10 protein-coding genes are annotated in these 19,691 nt (G+C 63.3%); 5 read left to right on the forward strand and 5 right to left on the reverse strand.

Translation table 11 applies throughout. From position 1 onward, the window contains the following. Positions 1–211: 211 nt before the first annotated feature. The 3 genes from zipA to IRZ56_RS09795 form a co-directional block, all read right to left on the reverse strand. Positions 212–1,084 (reverse strand): cell division protein ZipA, encoded by an 873-nt coding sequence (zipA, locus tag IRZ56_RS09785; RefSeq protein WP_196144768.1) that lies wholly within the window; start codon positions 1,082–1,084, stop codon positions 212–214. Positions 1,085–1,287: 203 nt separating this feature from the next. Then, positions 1,288–4,776, reverse strand: coding sequence for a chromosome segregation protein SMC (gene smc, locus IRZ56_RS09790; protein WP_196144769.1), 3,489 nt, complete (start codon positions 4,774–4,776; stop codon positions 1,288–1,290). 3 nt (positions 4,777–4,779) lie between these two features. Further along, on the reverse strand, positions 4,780–5,439 hold the full coding sequence (locus tag IRZ56_RS09795) for a GntR family transcriptional regulator (RefSeq protein WP_196144770.1): 660 nt from the start codon (positions 5,437–5,439) through the stop codon (positions 4,780–4,782). Positions 5,440–5,708: 269 nt separating this feature from the next. Here IRZ56_RS09795 and xdhA point away from each other — a divergent pair, with 269 nt between their 5' ends. The 4 genes from xdhA (at position 5,709) to guaD (ending at position 11,853) form a co-directional block, all read left to right on the forward strand. After that, entirely contained in the window at positions 5,709–7,163 is a 1,455-nt protein-coding gene (gene xdhA / locus IRZ56_RS09800; RefSeq protein WP_196144771.1) for a xanthine dehydrogenase small subunit, read from the forward strand. Beyond that, positions 7,156–9,555 (forward strand): xanthine dehydrogenase molybdopterin binding subunit, encoded by a 2,400-nt coding sequence (xdhB, locus tag IRZ56_RS09805; RefSeq protein ID WP_196144772.1) that lies wholly within the window; start codon positions 7,156–7,158, stop codon positions 9,553–9,555. The genes xdhA and xdhB overlap by 8 nt, the downstream gene beginning before the upstream one ends. A gap of 137 nt (positions 9,556–9,692) precedes the next feature. Further along, the gene (xdhC, locus tag IRZ56_RS09810; RefSeq protein ID WP_196144773.1) at positions 9,693–10,538 is read left to right on the forward strand and encodes a xanthine dehydrogenase accessory protein XdhC; all 846 of its coding nucleotides are present in this window, start codon (positions 9,693–9,695) and stop codon (positions 10,536–10,538) included. A gap of 10 nt (positions 10,539–10,548) precedes the next feature. Next, the gene (gene guaD, locus IRZ56_RS09815; RefSeq protein ID WP_196144774.1) at positions 10,549–11,853 is read left to right on the forward strand and encodes a guanine deaminase; all 1,305 of its coding nucleotides are present in this window, start codon (positions 10,549–10,551) and stop codon (positions 11,851–11,853) included. Positions 11,854–11,856: 3 nt separating this feature from the next. On the opposite strand, the gene IRZ56_RS09820 is transcribed toward guaD, so the two are convergent. Both IRZ56_RS09820 and IRZ56_RS09825 read right to left on the reverse strand, forming a co-directional pair. Beyond that, positions 11,857–16,860, reverse strand: coding sequence for a dermonecrotic toxin domain-containing protein (locus tag IRZ56_RS09820; protein ID WP_196144775.1), 5,004 nt, complete (start codon positions 16,858–16,860; stop codon positions 11,857–11,859). Between the two features lie 234 nt (positions 16,861–17,094). Next, on the reverse strand, positions 17,095–17,850 hold the full coding sequence (locus IRZ56_RS09825) for a GntR family transcriptional regulator (protein WP_196144776.1): 756 nt from the start codon (positions 17,848–17,850) through the stop codon (positions 17,095–17,097). Positions 17,851–18,202: 352 nt separating this feature from the next. On the opposite strand from IRZ56_RS09825, the gene IRZ56_RS09830 reads away from it, so the two are divergent. After that, on the forward strand, positions 18,203–19,552 hold the full coding sequence (locus IRZ56_RS09830) for an NCS2 family permease (RefSeq protein ID WP_196144777.1): 1,350 nt from the start codon (positions 18,203–18,205) through the stop codon (positions 19,550–19,552). Positions 19,553–19,691: the final 139 nt, after the last annotated feature.

Below are 19,691 nucleotides of genomic sequence, written 5' to 3' on the forward strand. Positions count from 1 at the left end.
CAATTGGGGCCGCTACGCGCCCCATCGCGGGACAAGCCCGCTCCTACAGCGCAAGTGCGATTCCTGTAGGAGCGGGCTTGTCCCGCGATGGGCTGCATAGCAGCCCCAACGAATGCCACAAATAGCTTGAGCGAACAGTACCAGCCTACGGGCTACGCTTTCGTTGAAATCTCGCGGGCAGAATCGAGGCAGACCCGCCCGCTTGGGTACATCAACGCTTCTGGGTCAGCGCACGGCGCTCGAACTCGACGATGCGCTGGCGGTAGTGTTCGATGGTCTGGGCGGTCAACACGCTGCGCTGGTCGTCCTTGAGCTCGCCGTTGAGCTCGTGGGCCAGCTTGCGCGCGGCAGCTACCATCACGTCGAAGGCCTGCTTCGGATGACGTGGCCCAGGCAGGCCCAGGAAGAAGCTCACCGCGCGGGTGCTGAAATGGTCGATGTCGTCCAGGTCGAATACGCCCGGCTTGACCGCGTTGGCCATGGAGAACAGCACCTCGCCGTGGCCGGCCATGCTCTCGTGGCGGTGGAAGATGTCCATCTCGCCGAAGCGCAGGCCGCTTTCGAGGATGTTCTGCAGCAGGGCCGGGCCCTTGAAGCCGCCCTCGTCACGGGAAATCACGCTGATCACCAGCACTTCTTCGGCCGGCGGCAGCTCCTTGACGGTATTGCCGCCTGCAGCCGAACCGTTGTGGCGCTTGTCGGCCGGGTAATCGTCGTCGGCATCGGCGAACAAGTCGGGCTCGCGTGGCTCGGCGGCCAGGTTCAGGTCGCCCTGCTGCGGCTCGCCAGCACGCTTGCCGCGCTTGGCAGCCTTGGCCGGCTTGGGCTCGCGCTCGCGCGCCGGTGCGCTGACCGACGGCAGGTCGCTTTCGTCCAGCTCAGGTTCCTTCTGGGTTTCCAGCACACGTGCAGGGCCGAGCACCTCGGCGCTGCCCTCTTCGTCCGGCAGGTTGGAATAACTGCGATCCAGACGGAATTTCAACTTGCCCTTGCCGCCGCGCATGCGGCGCCAGCCGTCGAAAAGAATACCGGCGATGACAATGACGCCGATGACGATCAGCCACTCGCGCAGACCGATTTCCATGTAATCCCGTGCCTCTAAAAAATATGCTTGAAAACAAAGGCTTCAAAGCCCTTTAACACGTGGCGCCAACTCTATGTTCTGACAGGCGTTTTACCCACGCAAAAAACAAGTGACATTAAGCTAGCACGACCAAAGACAACTTTACACCGTCTGTCGCACATGTCGGGGGCATTTCCCTCTGGTTTGTACCCCCTGTTGTCTCATCAGGCGTCGACCATGGCCAGCGCTTCCTCCACATCAACTGCAACAAGGCGTGAACAGCCCGGCTCGTGCATCGTCACTCCCATCAATTGTTCGGCCATTTCCATGGCGATCTTGTTATGGGTGATGTAGATGAACTGCACGCTTTCGCTCATTTCCTTGACCAACCTGGCATAGCGCCCGACGTTGGCATCGTCCAGCGGGGCATCGACCTCGTCGAGCATGCAGAACGGTGCCGGGTTCAGCTTGAAGATGGCGAACACCAGTGCGAGGGCGGTCAACGCCTTCTCGCCGCCGGACAGCAGATGGATGGTGCTGTTCTTCTTGCCCGGTGGGCGCGCCATGATCGTCACCCCAGTATCGAGTAGATCTTCGCCCGTCAGTTCCAGGTAGGCACTGCCGCCACCGAAAACTTTTGGAAAAAGTGCCTGTAAACCGGCATTTATCTGATCAAAGGTATCCTTGAAGCGGTTGCGGGTTTCCTTGTCGATCTTGCGAATGACGTTTTCCAGGGTCTCCAGGGCTTCCACCAGGTCAGCATCCTGAGCATCCAGGTAACGCTTGCGCTCGGACTGCTGCTGGTATTCGTCGATGGCCGCCAGGTTGATCGCGCCCAGGCGCTGGATGCGCCCGTCCAGTTGCTCCAGCTCCTGCTCGGTGCCCTGCTCGCTGGCCTCGGGCTCGAGAGTGGCGAGCACGCCCTGCAAATCATAGCCATCGGCCTGCAACTGCTCCTGCAGCGTCTTACGACGCACGTCCAGGCCCTGGGACTCCAAGCGCGACTGCTCCAGCTGGCCACGCAACAACTGGGCCTGTTGCTCGGCCTGGGTGCGGCGGCGCTCGGCATCGCGCAGCTCGCGGTCGGCCTCGTCCATGTGCAGACGCGCTTGACGCATCTCTTCGTCGACGCCCATGCGCCGCTCGAGCAGCTCTTCGAGCTTCAGGCGCAACTCTTCCAGCGGCGCCTCGCCCTCTTCCAGGTTCAGGCTCAGCTGTTCCTGGCGCTCGCTCAGGCGCGCCGCCTGCAGCTCCAGGCGCTCCAGGGCCTGGCGGGTGGAGTCGTGCTGGGCGCGCAGCGAGCCCAGACGCACGGCCAGTTGATGAGCGTGATCCTTGTGCTGGCGGGCTTCCTGGCGAATGCGGTCCAGGCCTTCGCGCAGGGTGTCGCGGCGGGCCATCAGTTGTTCGCGCTGCTCGGTATCCTGGGCCATTTGCTCCAGGGCCTCCTGCAGCAACAGGCGCGCCTCGCCCAGTTGCTCGTGCTCGAGGGCGCGCTGCTCTTGCAGCTCGGCCAGTTCTTCGCCCAGGCGCTGCTGGCGCAAAGCCAACTGTTCGGCACGGGCGCGGCCAGCCGACAGACGTGCCTTGAGTTCGCCCTGCTGGCGGCTTGCGTCCTGGGTACGCCGGTGCAGCTGTTCACGCTGCGCTTCCAGCTCGCGCTGTTGCTCACGCCGGGCCTGGACCTTGCGGTCGAGGTGCTCCAGGCGCTCTTCCAGCTCGCGCTGTTCAAGGCCCAGGCGCTCGATCTCCTGGCCCCGGGCGAGCACTCCACCCTGGGACTCGCCACCCCGATTGACCCGCAGGAAGTGCCGCCCGACCCAGTAGCCGTCGCGGCTGACCAAGCTGTGGCCCTCGCCCAGGCCTTCGCGCAGCGCCAAGGCCTGCTCGAGGCTGTCTACCGGGCGTACCTGACCGAGCCAGGGCGCAAGGTCCGTGTGGCCTTCGACTTTATCCAGCAGGCTGCCCGGCAGCCGGGCACCTTGGCGCTGCACCAGTGTCAGGCGCAGTTCGCCCTGCTCGAGGGCAGCGAAATCCAGGTTACGGAAGTCGTCGACCAGCACCGCCTGCAGGTCGGCGCCGAGCACGGTTTCCACGGCCAACTCCCACCCGGGTTCGACCCGCAACCCTTCGGCCAGGCGCGGTCGTTGCTCCAGGCCTTGGCCGCGCAGCCAGTCGGCAGCATCGGCGCCAGGCTCCAGGGCGGCCTGCTGCAAGGCTTCCAGGGAAGCCAGGCGCCCGCCCAGGCGCTGCAATTCGCCCTGGGCTTGCTGGTGGGCCTCGGTGGCCGACTGCAATTGCTCGCGCACCCCTTCGATCTGCTCGGCCACCTGCTGCTCGGCCAGCTGCAGCTCTTCGAGCGACAGCTCGCTACCGGCGAGCTGTTCTGTCAGCTCGAGCAGCACTTCGCCTTCCGGGTCGGCGCCCAGCTGGTCGCGCTCCTCGCCCAGCTTACGCTGGCGCTCGGCCAGGCGTTCGAGGCTCGCTTCGAGCTGCTGCAGGCGCGATTGCTGCACTTCGGCCTGGCGCCGCGGCTCAGCCGACTGGCTGTTGAAGGTGTCCCACTGCTCCTGCCAGCCCTGCATGCCCTCCTCGGCCTCCTCGAGGTGAGCGGTGGCTTCCTCGGCTGCGGCCAGGGTCAGCTCCTGCTCGGGTTCGAGCATCGCCAGCTCTTCACCCAAGGTGGCCAGCAGGGTGCGGTCGTGGCCCAGGTGCGACTCGGTTTCCAGGCGGGTGCGCTCGGCCTCCTTGAGGTCGTCCTGCAATTGGCGCAGGCGTTGCTGGCCATGCTGGATGCTCTGCTCGACCCGGGCGATGTCGCCTGCGACCGAATAGAAGCGGCCTTGGACCTGGTTGAAACGCTCGGACAGCTCATGGTGGCCATCACGCAGGCGCTCGATACTGGCATCGGCATTGCGCTGCTCGGCCACCAGGGCCTCGAAGGCCACTTCCTGGTCGCCGATGACGGCCTCGCGCTGGCGCACGCGTTCGTCCAGCTCGCGCCAGCGCAGCGCCGACAGGCGCGCCTTGAGCTGGCGCTCCTGGGCTTTGTATTCGCGATATTTCTCGGCAGCCTGGGCCTGGCGGTGCAGGCGTTCGAGCTGGCGCTCCAGCTCCTCGCGCAGGTCGGTCAGGCGGGCGAGGTTTTCCTGGGTGCGGCGGATGCGGTTCTCGGTCTCGCGGCGGCGCTCCTTGTACTTGGAGATGCCCGCGGCTTCCTCGATGAAGTTGCGCAACTCCTCGGGCTTGGCTTCGATCAGCTTGGAGATCATGCCCTGCTCGATGATCGAGTAGCTGCGCGGCCCCAGGCCCGTACCGAGGAAGATGTCGGTAATGTCACGACGCCGGCACTTGGTGCCATTGAGGTAGTAGGTGTTCTGCCCGTCGCGGGTGACCTTGCGGCGGATGGAGATCTCGGCGTAGGCGGCATATTCGCCGAGCAGCGTGGTTTCGCTGTTGTCGAACACCAGTTCGATGCTGGCCTGGCTCACGGGCTTGCGGCCGGATGAGCCATTGAAGATGACGTCGGTCATCGACTCGCCACGCAGGTTCTTGGCCGAGCTCTCGCCCATCACCCAGCGCACCGCGTCGATGATGTTGGACTTGCCACAGCCGTTGGGCCCCACCACGGCTGCCATGTTGCTGGGAAAGTTGACCGTGGTCGGGTCGACGAACGACTTGAACCCGGCCAGGCGAATGCACTTCAGGCGCATCGATCAGGCCCGGGCCAGCGCCGCCAGCACCAGCTCGCAACTGCGCTGGCTATAGGCGACCAGCACTTCGCGGATGCGCACCTGGTCACGCGCGACCACGGCTTCGAGCAGCCGGGCGAACAGCTCCAGGTAATCGACCATGTTGGCCTGGCGCTGGTCCAGGGCCAGGTAGTAGGCACGGCTCATGGCCGGCTGCAGGTTCTCGACGGTTTCCTGCAGGTAGGGGTTGTCGGCGAACGGGTAGGCTGCGCGCATCACCGCGAAGCTGTCGGCGACGAAGGCCTCGATGTCCTGCCGGGCATGAGCCTGTTGCAGGCGCTGCTGGATTTCCAGGAACGGCTCGAGGTCGCCCTCGCTGCGCCAGTGCCTGGCCACCGCGTTGCCCAGCAGGATATAGAACTCGCCCATCAGGGTGCACAGGCTGCGTACGCCACGTTCATCCAGCTCGGTAACGTGGGCGCCGCGGCGCGGCAGGATGGCGATCAAGTGCCGACGTTCGAGGATCAGCAGCGCCTCGCGCACCGAGCCGCGGCTGACATTGAGCGCCTGGGTGACCTTCTGCTCCTGGATGCGTTCGCCCGGCTTGAGTTCGCCGCGAATGATCCGCTCGGCCAGGTAGTGGGCAATCTGCTCGGAGAGGCTGTCCGGCGCCTTGAACGTCATGGTTTTCCTTCAGAATCTTTGAACGGGGCACAAGGTGGCGATTGTAGCGTAATTGCCTGCCTACCGCGCAGCGGATCGACGCGCTTTATTCGACCTGCGGAGCCTGCCTGAAAGCTGACAGGCACTATGCTTGGGATAGGACGATCACTACCGTCGGGCGGGGCTGCAGGCAATTTCTTGACCTTTGAGTCAGAAAATTATTGACCAAAAGGTCAGCCGTTGCTTAGAGTCCGCCCGAACAACAATAAAACCATTGCGAGGCCTTCCCCGTGATCCAGTTTCTCGTCAACCAGGAGCTGCGTAGTGAGCACGCCCTGGACCCGAACATGACGGTGCTGCAATACCTGCGTGAGCACCTGGGCAAACCCGGCACCAAGGAAGGCTGCGCCAGTGGCGACTGTGGTGCCTGCACGGTGGTGGTGGGCGAGCTGGCCCAGGACGACCAGGGCCGCGACACCCTGCGCTACCGCAGCCTCAACTCGTGCCTGACCTTCGTTTCGGCCTTGCACGGCAAGCAATTGATCAGCGTCGAAGGCCTCAAGCACCAGGGCGAGCTGCACAGCGTGCAGCAGGCCATGGCCGATTGCCATGGCTCGCAATGCGGCTTCTGCACCCCAGGTTTCGTCATGTCCTTGTTCGCTCTGCAGAAGAACAGCGACGGCCACGACCTGCACCAGGCCCAGGAAGCCCTTGCCGGCAACCTGTGCCGCTGCACCGGCTACCGCCCGATCCTCGCCGCCGCCGAGCAGAGCTGCGCCCGCCCCTGCCGCGACCAGTTCGACGAACAGCAGGCCCAGACCATCGCTCGCCTGAAGGCGATCACCCCGACCGAAACCGGCGAGCTCAACAGCGGCGACAAACGCTGCCTGGTCCCGCTGACCGTGGCCGACCTCGCCGACCTGTACAGCTCGCACCCCGAGGCGCGTCTGCTGGCTGGCGGTACCGACCTGGCCTTGGAAGTCACCCAGTTCCACAAAGCCCTGCCGGTGATGATCTATGTCGGCCACGTGGCCGAGCTCAAGCGCATCGAGAAGACCGCCACCCACCTGGAGATCGGTGCCGCCACGCCGCTGACCGACTGCTACACCGCGCTCAACGAGGAATACCCGGACTTCGGCGCGTTGCTGCACCGCTTCGCCTCGCTGCAGATCCGCAACCAGGGCACCCTGGGTGGCAACATCGGCAACGCCTCGCCGATCGGCGACTCGCCACCCTTGCTGATCGCCCTCGACGCCCAGGTGGTGCTGCGCCAGGGCGAACACCAGCGCACCCTGGCGCTGGAGGACTACTTCATCGATTACCGCATCACTGCGCGCCAGGACAGTGAGTTCATCGAGAAGATCATCGTGCCGCGTGCCAGCGATGCCTGGACATTCCGCGCCTACAAGGTGTCCAAACGCCTGGACGACGATATCTCGGCGGTATGCGCCGCGTTCAACCTGCGCATCGAGGACGGCGTGGTCAGCGACGCACGCATCGCCTTCGGCGGCATGGCCGCGATTCCCAAGCGCGCCCGTGCCTGCGAGGCTGCCCTGGTGGGCAAAACGTGGACCCAGGCCAGCATCGAACGAGCCTGCCAGGCCCTGGGCGAGGACTTCACCCCGCTCAGCGATTTCCGCGCCAGCCGCGAGTACCGCCTGCTGACGGCGCAGAACCTGCTGCGCAAGTACTTCATCGAACTGCAATCGCCGTACATCGAAACCCGGGTGACCGCTTATGTCTAACCATCACGCAGCCAAGAGCCAGGCCGAGATGGCCGAACTGTTCAGCCAGGACCTGACCACCGGGGTCGGCCGCAGCATCAAGCACGACAGCGCGGACAAGCATGTGTCCGGCGAAGCGGTGTACATCGACGACCGCCTGGAATTCCCCAACCAGCTGCACGTCTATGCGCGCACCGCCGATCGCGCCCATGCGCGCATCCTGCGCATCGACACCAGCCCGTGCTACGCCTTCGAGGGCGTGCGCATCGCCATCACCCACGAAGACATTCCCGGGCTCAAGGACATCGGCCCAGTGGTCGCCGGTGACCCGCTGTTGGCCATCGACAAGGTCGAGTACTTCGGCCAGCCGGTGGTCGCCGTGGCCGCGCGCGACCTGGACACCGCTCGCCGCGCGGCGATGGCGGCGATCATCGAGTACGAGGACCTGGAGCCGGTACTGGATGTGGTCGAAGCCCTGCGCAAGAAGCACTTCGTCCTCGACAGCCACACCCACCAGCGCGGCGATTCCAACGCGGCCCTGGCCAGTGCCCCGCACCGCCTGCAAGGCACCCTGCACATCGGTGGCCAGGAACACTTCTACCTGGAAACCCAGATCTCGTCAGTGATGCCTACCGAAGATGGTGGCATGATCGTTTTCTGCTCGACCCAGAACCCCACCGAGGTACAGAAACTGGTGGCCGAGGTGCTGGACGTGCCCATGAACAAGATCGTCGTGGACATGCGCCGCATGGGCGGTGGTTTCGGCGGCAAGGAGACCCAGGCGGCCAGCCCGGCCTGCCTGTGCGCGGTGATCGCGCGCCTGACCGGCCAGCCGACCAAAATGCGCCTGCCGCGCGTCGAAGACATGATGATGACCGGTAAACGCCACCCGTTCTACGTCGAATACTACGTCGGCTTCGACGACACCGGCCGCCTGCAGGGCATCAACCTGGACCTGGCCGGCAACTGCGGATACTCGCCGGATCTCTCCGGTTCGATCGTCGACCGCGCCATGTTCCACTCCGACAATGCCTACTACCTGGGCGACGCGACGGTGCATGGCCACCGCTGCAAGACCAACACTGCCTCCAACACCGCCTACCGCGGGTTCGGCGGCCCACAAGGGATGGTCGCCATCGAGCAGGTGATGGACCACATCGCTCGCCACCTGGCGCTCGACCCGCTGGCGGTGCGCAAGGCCAACTACTACGGCAAGACCGAACGCAACGTCACCCACTACTACCAGACCGTCGAGCACAACATGCTCGAGGAAATGACCGCAGAGCTCGAGGCCAGCGCCGACTACGCCGAGCGCCGCGAGTCGATCCGCCGCTTCAACGAGCACAGCCCGGTGCTCAAGAAAGGCCTGGCGCTGACGCCGGTGAAGTTCGGCATCTCGTTCACCGCCACCTTCCTCAACCAGGCCGGTGCGCTGATCCACATCTATACCGACGGCAGCATCCACCTGAACCACGGCGGCACCGAGATGGGCCAGGGCCTGAACACCAAGGTCGCCCAGGTGGTGGCGCAGGTGTTCCAGGTCGATTTCGAGCGCATCCAGATCACCGCCACCAACACCGACAAGGTCCCCAACACCTCGCCGACCGCGGCCTCCAGCGGCGCCGACCTGAACGGCAAGGCTGCCCAGAACGCCGCCGAAATCCTCAAGAAGCGCCTGACCGAGTTCGCTGCACGCCATTACAAGGTCACCGAGGAAGACGTGGAGTTCCGCAACGGCCATGTGCGTGTGCGTGATCAGATCGTCAGCTTCGAACAGTTGGTGCAACAGGCCTATTTCGCCCAGGTATCGTTGTCCAGCACCGGCTTCTACCGCACGCCGAAGATCTACTACGACCGCGACCAGGCCCGTGGCCGGCCGTTCTACTACTTCGCCTTCGGCGCGGCGTGCGTCGAGGTGATCGTCGATACCCTGACCGGCGAATACAAGATGCTGCGCGCCGACATCCTCCACGACGTAGGGGCCTCGCTGAACCCGGCCATCGACATCGGTCAGGTCGAAGGCGGCTTCATCCAGGGCATGGGCTGGCTGACTACCGAGGAACTGGTGTGGAACGCCAAGGGCAAGCTGATGACCAATGGCCCGGCCAGCTACAAGATCCCGGCCGTGGCGGACATGCCGCTGGACCTGCGGGTGAAGCTGGTGGAAAACCGCAAGAACCCGGAAGACACCGTGTTCCACTCCAAAGCCGTGGGCGAGCCGCCGTTCATGCTCGGCATCGCCGCCTGGTGCGCGATCAAGGACGCCGTGGCAAGCATCGCCGACTACCGCGTGCAGCCGCAGGTCGATGCACCTGCGACGCCGGAGCGGGTGCTCTGGGGTTGCGAGCAGATGCGCAAGGCGGTGGCTGCGCAGCAGCCAGCCGAACAAGAACTGGAAACCGTGAATCACTGAGGTCGGGTGGGCGCCTGTTCGGGCCCTATCGCCGGCAAGCCGGCTCCCACTGGTACTGCGCAATGCTGCTGTCCTGTGTGGGAGCCGGCTTGCCGGCGATAGGGCCCGAACAGGCCACCAGAGATGAGGATCTGTCTATGCACCAATGGATCAACGCCCTCGCCGACCACCAGGCCCGCGGCGAAGCCTGTGTCTTGGTGACCATCATCGAGGAGCGTGGCTCGACGCCACGCAACGCAGGTTCCAAGATGGTCGTCAGCGCCACTGGCCTGTTCGATACCATCGGCGGCGGCCACCTGGAGTACAAAGCCCTGCATATCGCCCGGCAAATGCTCCAGGAGCAACGCACCACCCCGCATCTGGAGCGCTTCAGCCTCGGCGCGAGCCTGGGCCAGTGCTGCGGCGGCGTCACCGTGCTGCTGTTCGAGCCGATGGCCGCAGTGCAGGCGCAGATTGCCGTGTTCGGCGCGGGCCATGTCGGACGTGCTCTGGTACCCTTGCTCGCCGCGCTGCCCTGCCGGGTACGCTGGATCGACTCGCGTGAACAAGAATTCCCCGAGGCCATCCCCAACGGCGTGACCAAGGTCGTCAGCGAAGAGCCGGTCGACGAAGTGGCCGAGCTGCCGGCGGGCAGCTACTGCATCGTCATGACCCATAACCATCAGCTGGACCTGGAGCTGACCGCAGCCATCCTCAAACGCAATGATTTCACCTGGTTCGGCCTGATCGGCTCGAAGACCAAGCGGGTCAAGTTCGAACACCGCCTGCGCGAGCGCGGCTACGACGATGCCGTCGTGGCACGGATGCGCTGCCCGATGGGCCTGGCCGAGGTCAAGGGCAAGCTGCCGATCGAGATCGCAGTGTCCATCGCCGGTGAAATCATTGCCACCTACAACGCCTGCTTCGGCCAGCACGACGCTGCCGCCAATTCAGGCCCGATCGCCCAATTGCTGCCGCCCTCCCGGCGCAGCCAAGCCAATTGACGAGACCGTTATGAGCGCAACCCGCAAAGCCTACCGAGCCGCCATTCTGCACAGCATCGCCGACCCGGCCGAGGTGGGCCTCGACGCTTCCCACGAATATTACGAAGACGGCCTGCTGGTGGTCGAAGACGGGCGCATCAGTGCCCTGGGCCATGCCAGCGAGCTGCTGCCCACCCTGGGCGCCGAGGTCGAGGTGGTGCACCACCGGGACGCCCTGATCACCCCAGGCTTCATCGACACCCACATCCATTTTCCGCAGACCGGCATGATCGGCTCCTATGGCGAACAACTGCTGGACTGGCTGAACACCTATACCTTCCCGTGCGAAAAGCAGTTCGCCGACAAGGCCCACGCCGACAAGGTGGCGCATATCTTCCTCAAGGAGCTGCTGCGCAACGGTACCACCACGGCACTGGTGTTCGGCAGCGTCCACCCCGAGTCGGTCGATGCCCTGTTCGAGGAGGCCCAGCGCCTGGACCTGCGCCTGATTGCCGGCAAGGTGATGATGGACCGCAACGCCCCTGACTACCTGACCGACACGGCCGAGTCCAGCTACACCGAAAGCAAGACGCTGATCGAGCGCTGGCACGGCAAGGGCCGCCTGCACTATGCAGTGACGCCACGCTTCGCCCCGACCAGCACGCCAGAACAGCTGACCCTCGCCGGCCAGTTGCTCAAGGAGTATCCGGGGCTGTATATGCACACCCACCTGTCTGAGAACGTCAAGGAAATCGAGTGGGTCAAGGCGCTGTTCCCGGAGCGCAGCGGTTACCTGGACGTCTACGATCACTACGAGCTGCTGGGTGAGCGCTCGGTGTTCGCCCACGGCGTGCACCTGTGTGATGAGGAATGCCAGCGTCTGGCCGACACCGGTTCGGCGGTCGCCTTCTGCCCGACCTCCAACCTGTTCCTGGGCAGCGGCCTGTTCAACCTGCCCCAGGCGGAGCGCTTCAAGGTCAACGTCGGGCTTGGGACCGACGTGGGCGCCGGCACCAGCTTCTCGCTGCTCAATACCCTGAACGAAGCCTACAAGGTCATGCAACTGCAAGGCGCACGCCTGCACCCGTACAAGTCGCTGTACCTGGCCACCCTGGGCGGCGCCCGCGCGCTGCGCCTGGACGACCGTATCGGTAGCCTGCGCCCGGGCAACGATGCCGACTTCGTGGTACTGGACTACAAGGCCACCCCGCTGCTGGACTACCGCATCCAGCAGTCCAACAGCATCGAGGAGACCTTGTTCGTGCTCACCACCCTGGGCGACGACCGCACCGTGCGTGAAACGTACGCGGCCGGGCGTTCGGTGCACCAGCGCTGAGGCTCAGAAGTCGGCCAGCCGCTGCACAGCGACCTGGCCGACATGGGGGCCGGCCTCCAGACGCAGGGTCGCGGTAAGCCTTACCAATTGCCCGTCTGCCAATGCCTGGCGCAGGGACTGCGCCGAGCTTTCGGGCAAATTGGCAAGCCAGAATTCGATCCAGTTGCTGGACAACACAGCCCGCCCCTGCTCGAAAGCCATATCGATCCAGGCCTGGTCGCTGACCTGCAATGCGATCAGGTAGACCCTTCCCGTCGACGGCTGATGGTATTGGATGATGCCTCCTACCCGATGTTGTTGCACCAACCCATAACGCCCCAACAAGTCGTCGATCGCATTGACGGCATGGGAACGCAGGCGCGTACCGCTGACAGCGGCCAACAGGTTGGCGGTGTAGTCGTCCATCGCTTGCAGGTAATAGACCGTCGGGCTGCTACCTATCGGTTCGACCGGCAATGCCAGGCGCCAGGACATGGCGCTGTCCAGGCCAACCGGTTGTTGCCGGGCAAGCAACAGGAAAGGGTCGGCCAACTCGCCCAGGCTTCGACTATCGCGCAACCACAGCGCCAGCACATGCTCCAGATGCAGCAACCTTGCATACTCGCTGCCCTGTACTCCGTCCAGCGCCGCTCTAGCCGCATTTTGCGCGCTTTGTCGGGTCAGCCCGGGCCGCGCTCTGATGACCAGGCTGTCAAGCTGCATGGAAAACAGGGTACGCCTTACGGACCAACCTTCCGGGCCTCGGACCAATAGCCAAGTCTGCTCACCGAAGCGCTCACGCACACAGCGCTCCAAATCATCGAAGGTCAATGGCGACGGCAACGCCTGCGAACGCGAGAGCAGTATCCGGCTAGAGGTCTGCACCGGATACACCGACAACCAACCACCCTGGATACCCACCCCATGAACCAGCCCGTCATTCCCCATCCCATATAACCCGGAACCGGGAAGCAGCTCTCGATCAGAACCTTGCAAAGGACGAACCACATCCCGCCACGTACGCACCTGCAATGGTTGGGCTACAGCGCCCGGCGATATCCTGACGGATTGCCAGACCAACTCGGCACGTTGCTGCCCCTCGATATACAGGCCGCCGAGCAATGGGCGCAGCAACCCTTGTCGGCGCGCCGAGCGCAGGGCTGTTGCCAAGGCGGGATCGACCAGCCGCGAGAGCAACATGTCGAGCCATCCATCGCCCAACAGCACCAGGTTGTTCATGCCCTGAACCGAAACCGCCCCCATCACTTCATGCTGGACCAGTACATAGGTTTCACGTCGCCCAGGCTTGACGAATATCACCACGCAGCGGCGGTGATTGCCGTGACGGAACAGCACCTGGTAACCGCGATCGGTAATGACATTGGTCAGTATCTCGGCCAGCGAATGGCTGATGGCGCCATCAACTACAGCGCGTACGGCGGATTGTTCGGTGCTGCTCAGTGTCCAGCGCAACTGCACGAAGGATGCACGAGCGTCCCGGATCGCCAACACCGGGCGCGGCGTGGTCACCTCCTGCACGACCAGATGAAGCAGCGGGTCGGAGGCCGCTGTGTCGAGCCATCGCTCGAGCACACGCAGCCGCACCTGTGTCAGGCCCGGGGCAGTATCGGCACTCCGATAAATCGCTTCGCCCAACGACCAGAGGCTTTCTTCAGCCATGCCGGGAAACTGCCTTTGCAGGCGACTGCGAAACGTCTCGGCATACCCACCTACCACCTGCGCCGGCTCGATTACAGTGTTGCCAAGCGTGACGCGAACAGGCCCCACGCCTTGCTCGATAAGCTCATCCAGCTCACTCAGCCGAGTCGGCATTCGGCCCACGGGGAGCACGTATCGACCTCGCCCTTCGACCGCGCCAGGCAAGAGCGGGTAATACTCGCCTGCGATCCGCACGCCGGGGCGCTGGACCGACTCTGCAGCGAATGTCACGGAGACTTCCCCGCCGTATGCCTGGACCGCCACGGTGTCGCCATCCCCGACCTGCCAGCGCACGGACTGCCAACGTTGCGTGAGCGGGGCCTGTGCTCCCGAGGTACCCTGGCCACGCCGGTAGGCACGAGCCCAGGCGGGCGCGGTTGCGTCTTGCAGGTAGGCATAGGCGAATTCAACCGCACGCGCATCCGTCGGGAACTCATATTCCTGCAGGACGAGTCGACCTCGCCGGATAGCCTGGGTTCGGGTCGTGCCGGCGAAGCGTGGATGCTGGCTCACCGGGCCCCAACTGGCGAAGACCTGCTCGGCATCGTTGATCTGGCCGCCTCCGCCTCGCAGGCCGACCTGCGCATGCACGACCCAGCGCTCGCCGTCCATCCTCACCGGCATATCATAGTGGCGCGTGGCAGTGGTTTTCAGGCGCAGCGTGTGCTCGCCCTTGCGTCGATACACTGCGTAGGCATGGCCATCCTGCCAAATGTACTGCTCGCCATCGAGAAGCCAAGTCCCACTATCATGACCAGTCAAGGGCATCGGACGGTCGAACTTGACTTGCGCCTCGTACCCTTTGAAAGGACCTATGGCAATGCGTTTCCGAGTCTGCAGACGTGTCGCCCTGCGCAGGCTCGCCACGCTAGAACCGGCCGGGACGACGGTCAGCATCGCATCGAGCACTCCGCCGACCACGCTAAGAATGCCCATGCCGAGGGTATCGACATTTCTCGAACGCCAGCCGTCACCGATGGCCAGGGCGCCGTAGTGAATGTCCTGCAGCGCAATAGGCAGGTTTACACCGGGTACGATAGCTAACGCCGCGCGCAGGTAGCCCAAATGGCGGTGATGCGCTTCGAGATCGTTTTTCCGTCGAATGCCGTACTGGCTGCGCCCCTGGCGCCTTGCCTGATTGACCAGACGATTACTGCGCTCGGTCACTTGCAGGTGGATCAGCGTCTGGGCCAGCGAGGGAGGCGCACTCAAGTAGCCTCCATAACGACGAAAGACCGCCTGGCTAAAATAGCTGAGCAGTTTTTCAGGTTCGTCGCTGGAGCGGTCCGCCACGTACCTCGCCATATCAGGCTCCACTTCGATCAACCAACGCAGATGCTCGAGTGCGTCTTCCAGCCGCTCGCGTTCGATCAGTCGATGGGCGTGAGGGGCGCCAGGCAGGTACAAGAGGGTACGCCCTTCTGCCGTATCGACCAGCGCGCCTGCACCCTCGATGTTACGTCCGAGTTCCTCGGTACTGGTAATGACCAGCCAATGCACCCGCAGCCCGGCCTCGGCCAAGGCCTCTGCGCTAGATGACTGGGCTGCGACATCCAGCATCGCCGCCCCTTTTTCGGACAGCTTGCCGCACCATCGCCATGCCTGGGCCAGCAATTTCAACTCTTGGCTATAGGGTTCGACCAGCAACTGGGCATGCTGCTCATTGGCCAGGTCCAATGTCGCCCGGACCTTCGCTTCGTATTGCTGGAGTGGATCGAGCTCAACCAGTACGTCCGACAAGTAGCCAGAGGTAATCCCATCGACCTGCAGGTTCGCCATGGCCATCCGCTCTACTTCCGAAGGCTCGCCGGCGTCGAACCCTTCGCTTGCCAGCTTTTCGAGGGTGACCGACTCCCACGCCTCGCTCGGCACCCATTGCATCGCCTCCCCTGGTCGGTGTCCTGCGGCGCCATACCCTGGCGCAGGTTCCAGGACTGTGCCCTGGCCGAACCACTGATAGGTAACGCTGACAGGCCTTTCCAGCAACACGGTGTCGGCAGCCAAGGTGATGCCCTTGTCGATCTTCAACCTTGCGATCAAAAGGTCCGCAGCAAACGTGGGAAATGGCGGAAGCTGCGCTTTCAACCATCGTTCCAGGCGATCCGACTGTACGTGATAGTTCACCAAGTGTTCGGCATAGGCCCTGCGCTCGACATCACTACGCGCCAACATCCATCTGGGCAGCACCTCCATCATGGCTATCCCTTGCCATTGGCGCTCGGCCGCTGCCAAGGCCGCCTGGCGGCAGCTATCCACAGGAATGGCCAAGGCCGCCCGGGCCAGCTCCAACCGATATTCGGCGCTTTGCTCCCGGGAAAGCCGTTCTCCCTGAATCAGCTCGTCCGGTTCCGGATCCAGCCTCGCCATCCAAAATGTGAACAGCTCACGTACCAAACCAGGCAAACCTTCGCTGTTGGGCACGAACGTCAGTTGGGCGTTTGTACGCGGCATGAGCGTGGAAACGGCGAAGCCACCCACGACCAGCGTGGAGCCGAGCCGCTCACGCAGCGCGTCAAAACTTTCCAGATGCGTCATTCCACCGCTTTCGCCATGCACCCACAACACGATCGGCGCGTCATGCAAGCCAGCCAGACGGTCAGCGGCCCGGGCCATGATCCAGATGCCGGGCAATACCTGCCCATCGGCGTACACGGACAACCACTGCAACGTCTTCTCTTGAGTCTGTAGAAAAGACCAGGCATGGACCTGGGCAGGCAAGCGCCGCTCTTCGGCCAGCAGGTTCGCCTCGTTTCTCATCGCCTGTTGAATGTGATCGGAAAACGTCTCGATGCGGCGCGTCCAGTTTTCCGGGGCTTCCTTGAGGCCGTCCTGCAACTGCCGCCAGGCGTCCTGTCGCTGGATCAATGCCGCATTCCAGCCAGCCAACGCGCTTTTCGCGGGCGGCGTTTCCCCAAAGCGCTCGAGCAGGTTTCGCAGATAACCTAGACGATGCTCCTTACGTAACTGCCTTGGATAAGTAGCAGGCAGGCTGCCCAATGCCAGCAGATCGACATGGTCGCGAGCCTGCTGTTTCATCGCCTGATCAACGACCGTGCGCCAAGTCGCCGGGCGGTTCGCGATCAGCGTGGTGTAGTCGGTAAAACCATCGGGAAGGATGTGCGCCCAATCTTTATCGTTGGCCGCTTGGGCACGCAACGCTTCGTCCAGTTGATTGAGCCAGACGATAGGCGCCTCGGCACTCACGAGCCCAGCATTCACGCAGGATCGGGCAGAGGCGGATGCTTCATCGTGGGGTGCTTGTCCGTGCGCGATTGGTAGCACATCAAGCAGGTCGTCGAATGATCTCATGTGGTGGCTCCTGGTTTAGAACCACTGATCGTTGCTTGGAGCGACCTGGAAACTGCGGTAGATCTTTGGCACCGCTCAACGCATCGAAGGCATACCACGCCCTTCTGGATCAGGCGGGGCGTCGCTCGAAAACACCTCTGCGGGGTACCGGCAAGTCCCAGCGCGGCCCAGCCAGCCATTGGCTGGCTGGGTATCTAGTGTGGGAGGCCGATCGAAGAAGGGATAGGCAAACGTTCAACCCTTGGCCGAGGCCTTGGGTTTCTTCAGCAAGTGCGAAAACACCGCATGCAGGTCGTCCGAGGCGCTTTCCTCGTCCAGGTTGAGCTTGGTGTCGATATGATCCATGTGGTGCATCATCAGGCTGACCGCCAGATCACCATCGCGGGCCTCGATGGCATCGATCAGTTGCATGTGCTCGTCATACGAGCAATGCGAGCGGTTGCCGCTTTCATACTGCGCAATGATCAGCGAAGTCTGGGATACCAGGCTGCGCTGGAAGCTGATCAGGGGTGCATTGCCGGCGGCCTCTGCCAGCTTGAGGTGGAACTCGCCTGAAAGCCGGATGCCGGCACCGCGATCACCACGGGAAAAGCTGTCGCGCTCTTCGCGGACCATTTGGCGCAACTCGTTGAGTTGCTCGACCGTGGCGTGCTGCACCGCCAACTCGGTGATGGCGCGCTCGACCATGCGGCGAGAGAAAAACACCTGGCGCGCCTCTTCAACCGTCGGGCTGGCCACTACCGCTCCCCGATTTGGCCGCAGCAGCACCACGCTTTCATGGGCCAGACGCGACAGGGCACGGCGGATGATGGTGCGGCTGACGCCGAAGATCTCGCCCAGCGCTTCCTCGCTCAACTTGGTGCCCGGTGCCAGTCGCTGCTCGAGGATCGCCTCGAAAATGTGCGCGTAGACGATATCGTCCTGGGTACCGCTGCGGCCGGCCTTGCCGTTGCGCGCAGGTTTTTTCAGAGGTTGCAGCTGTTCGTTCATGGGTTCTCGAGCACGAGGATCCGCCAGTCGGGACCTTGACTGTAATACCCGTCAGAGGGTGGCTGGCAAGTCCTGGAAAGAAAAAAGGGACCAAGGTATCGGCCTATTGTACACAGGCATACCGATTTCTGCAGGTAGCCTTCGCCATATAGCTACTATGCGTCGTATTTCGCTCACAAAAGATAAAACATTATTTGCATTATTTGTACACAAACGCATAATCCTGCGAGCAACTTCTTGACCCGAAAGTCAACAAACGGTCAGACGTCTGCCATCCCCTCGCGGAGCCGCCCAAGTGCATGGCGCAGGACCAGGCTCCGAAACAACAAGAAAGACTTGAGGAGTACTCGCTGTGGAAAGCCGCAAATCCGAAGCCCCTACGCTGGATCTCGCTCCACCGCTCGAAACGAGCTGGCTGGAACGGATTTTCAAACTCAAGCGACATGGCAGCACCGTCAGGACCGAGCTGATCGCCGGGGTGACCACCTTCATCACCATGGCCTACATCATCTTCGTCAACCCCAACATCATGGCCGATGCCGGTATCGACCATGGCGCAGCGTTCGTCGCCACCTGCATCGCCGCAGCGCTTGGCTGCCTGTTGATGGGGCTGTACGCCAACTGGCCGGTCGGCCTGGCCCCGGGCATGGGGCTCAATGCGTTCTTCACCTATACCGTGGTCGGCACCATGGGCTACACCTGGGAAGCGGCGCTAGGCGCGGTATTCGTCTCCGGCGTGCTGTTCATGTTGCTGACGCTTTCGCGGGTGCGTGAATGGCTGCTCAACAGCATCCCCGTGAGCTTGCGCCATGCCATGGGGGCCGGCGTCGGTCTGTTCCTCGGCCTGATCGGCCTCAAGACCGCGGGTATCGTCGTCGACAGCCCGGCCACGCTGATCAAGCTCGGTTCGCTGCATGAGCCTGGCCCACTGCTGGCGGCGGTGTGCTTCCTGATGATCGCCGTGCTCAGTTACCACCGGGTATTCGGTGCAATCCTCATCAGCATCATCGCCGTGACCTTGGCGGGTTGGGGCCTGGGGCTGGTGCAGTACGGTGGTGTTTTCTCGCTGCCGCCCAGCCTGGCGCCGACCTGGATGGCCATGGATGTTGCCGGGGTGTTCAACGTCAGCATGATCAGCGTGGTACTGGCATTCCTCTTCGTGCACATGTTCGACACGGCAGGGACCTTGATGGGCGTGGCCCAGCGGGCTGGCCTGGTGGATGCCGACGGGCGCATCGAGAACCTGTCGCGAGCGTTGAAGGCTGACAGTGCATCGAGTGTATTCGGTGCTGCGGTGGGGGTTCCGCCGGTGACCAGCTACGTGGAAAGTGCCGCAGGGGTTGCCGCCGGTGGCCGCACGGGCCTGACCGCCGTCGTGGTTGGCCTGCTGTTTGTCGCGGCGATGTTCTTTGCACCGCTGGCGGGGATGATCCCGGCGTATGCCACGGCGGGGGCGCTGATCTATGTGGCGATGCTGATGATGGGCAGCATGGCGCATATTCATTGGGACGAGGCGACCGATGCGATTCCGGCGATCGTGACCGTGATCATGATGCCGTTGACGTTCTCGGTGGCGGATGGGATTGCCCTGGGCTTTATCAGCTATGTGGCGCTCAAGGCGGGGACTGGGAAGTTCAAGGAGATTTCCGCGAGTTTGTGGGTGCTGTGTGTGATCTTTATTGCCAAGTTTGTGTTTCTTTGAGGCTTGGGCTTGGGCTTGGGCTTGGGCTTATAGAAAGTGTAAATATTCATTTGCGGCGGTGGCGCCACTGGCGCTTTTCGCCTTTACGGCGACCTACTTTTGCTCTTGGGCAAAAGTAGGCAGAAACCGCTGGCTCCTG

The organism is Pseudomonas guariconensis (assembly GCF_015680235.1).
Lineage (GTDB): Bacteria > Pseudomonadota > Gammaproteobacteria > Pseudomonadales > Pseudomonadaceae > Aquipseudomonas > Aquipseudomonas guariconensis_A.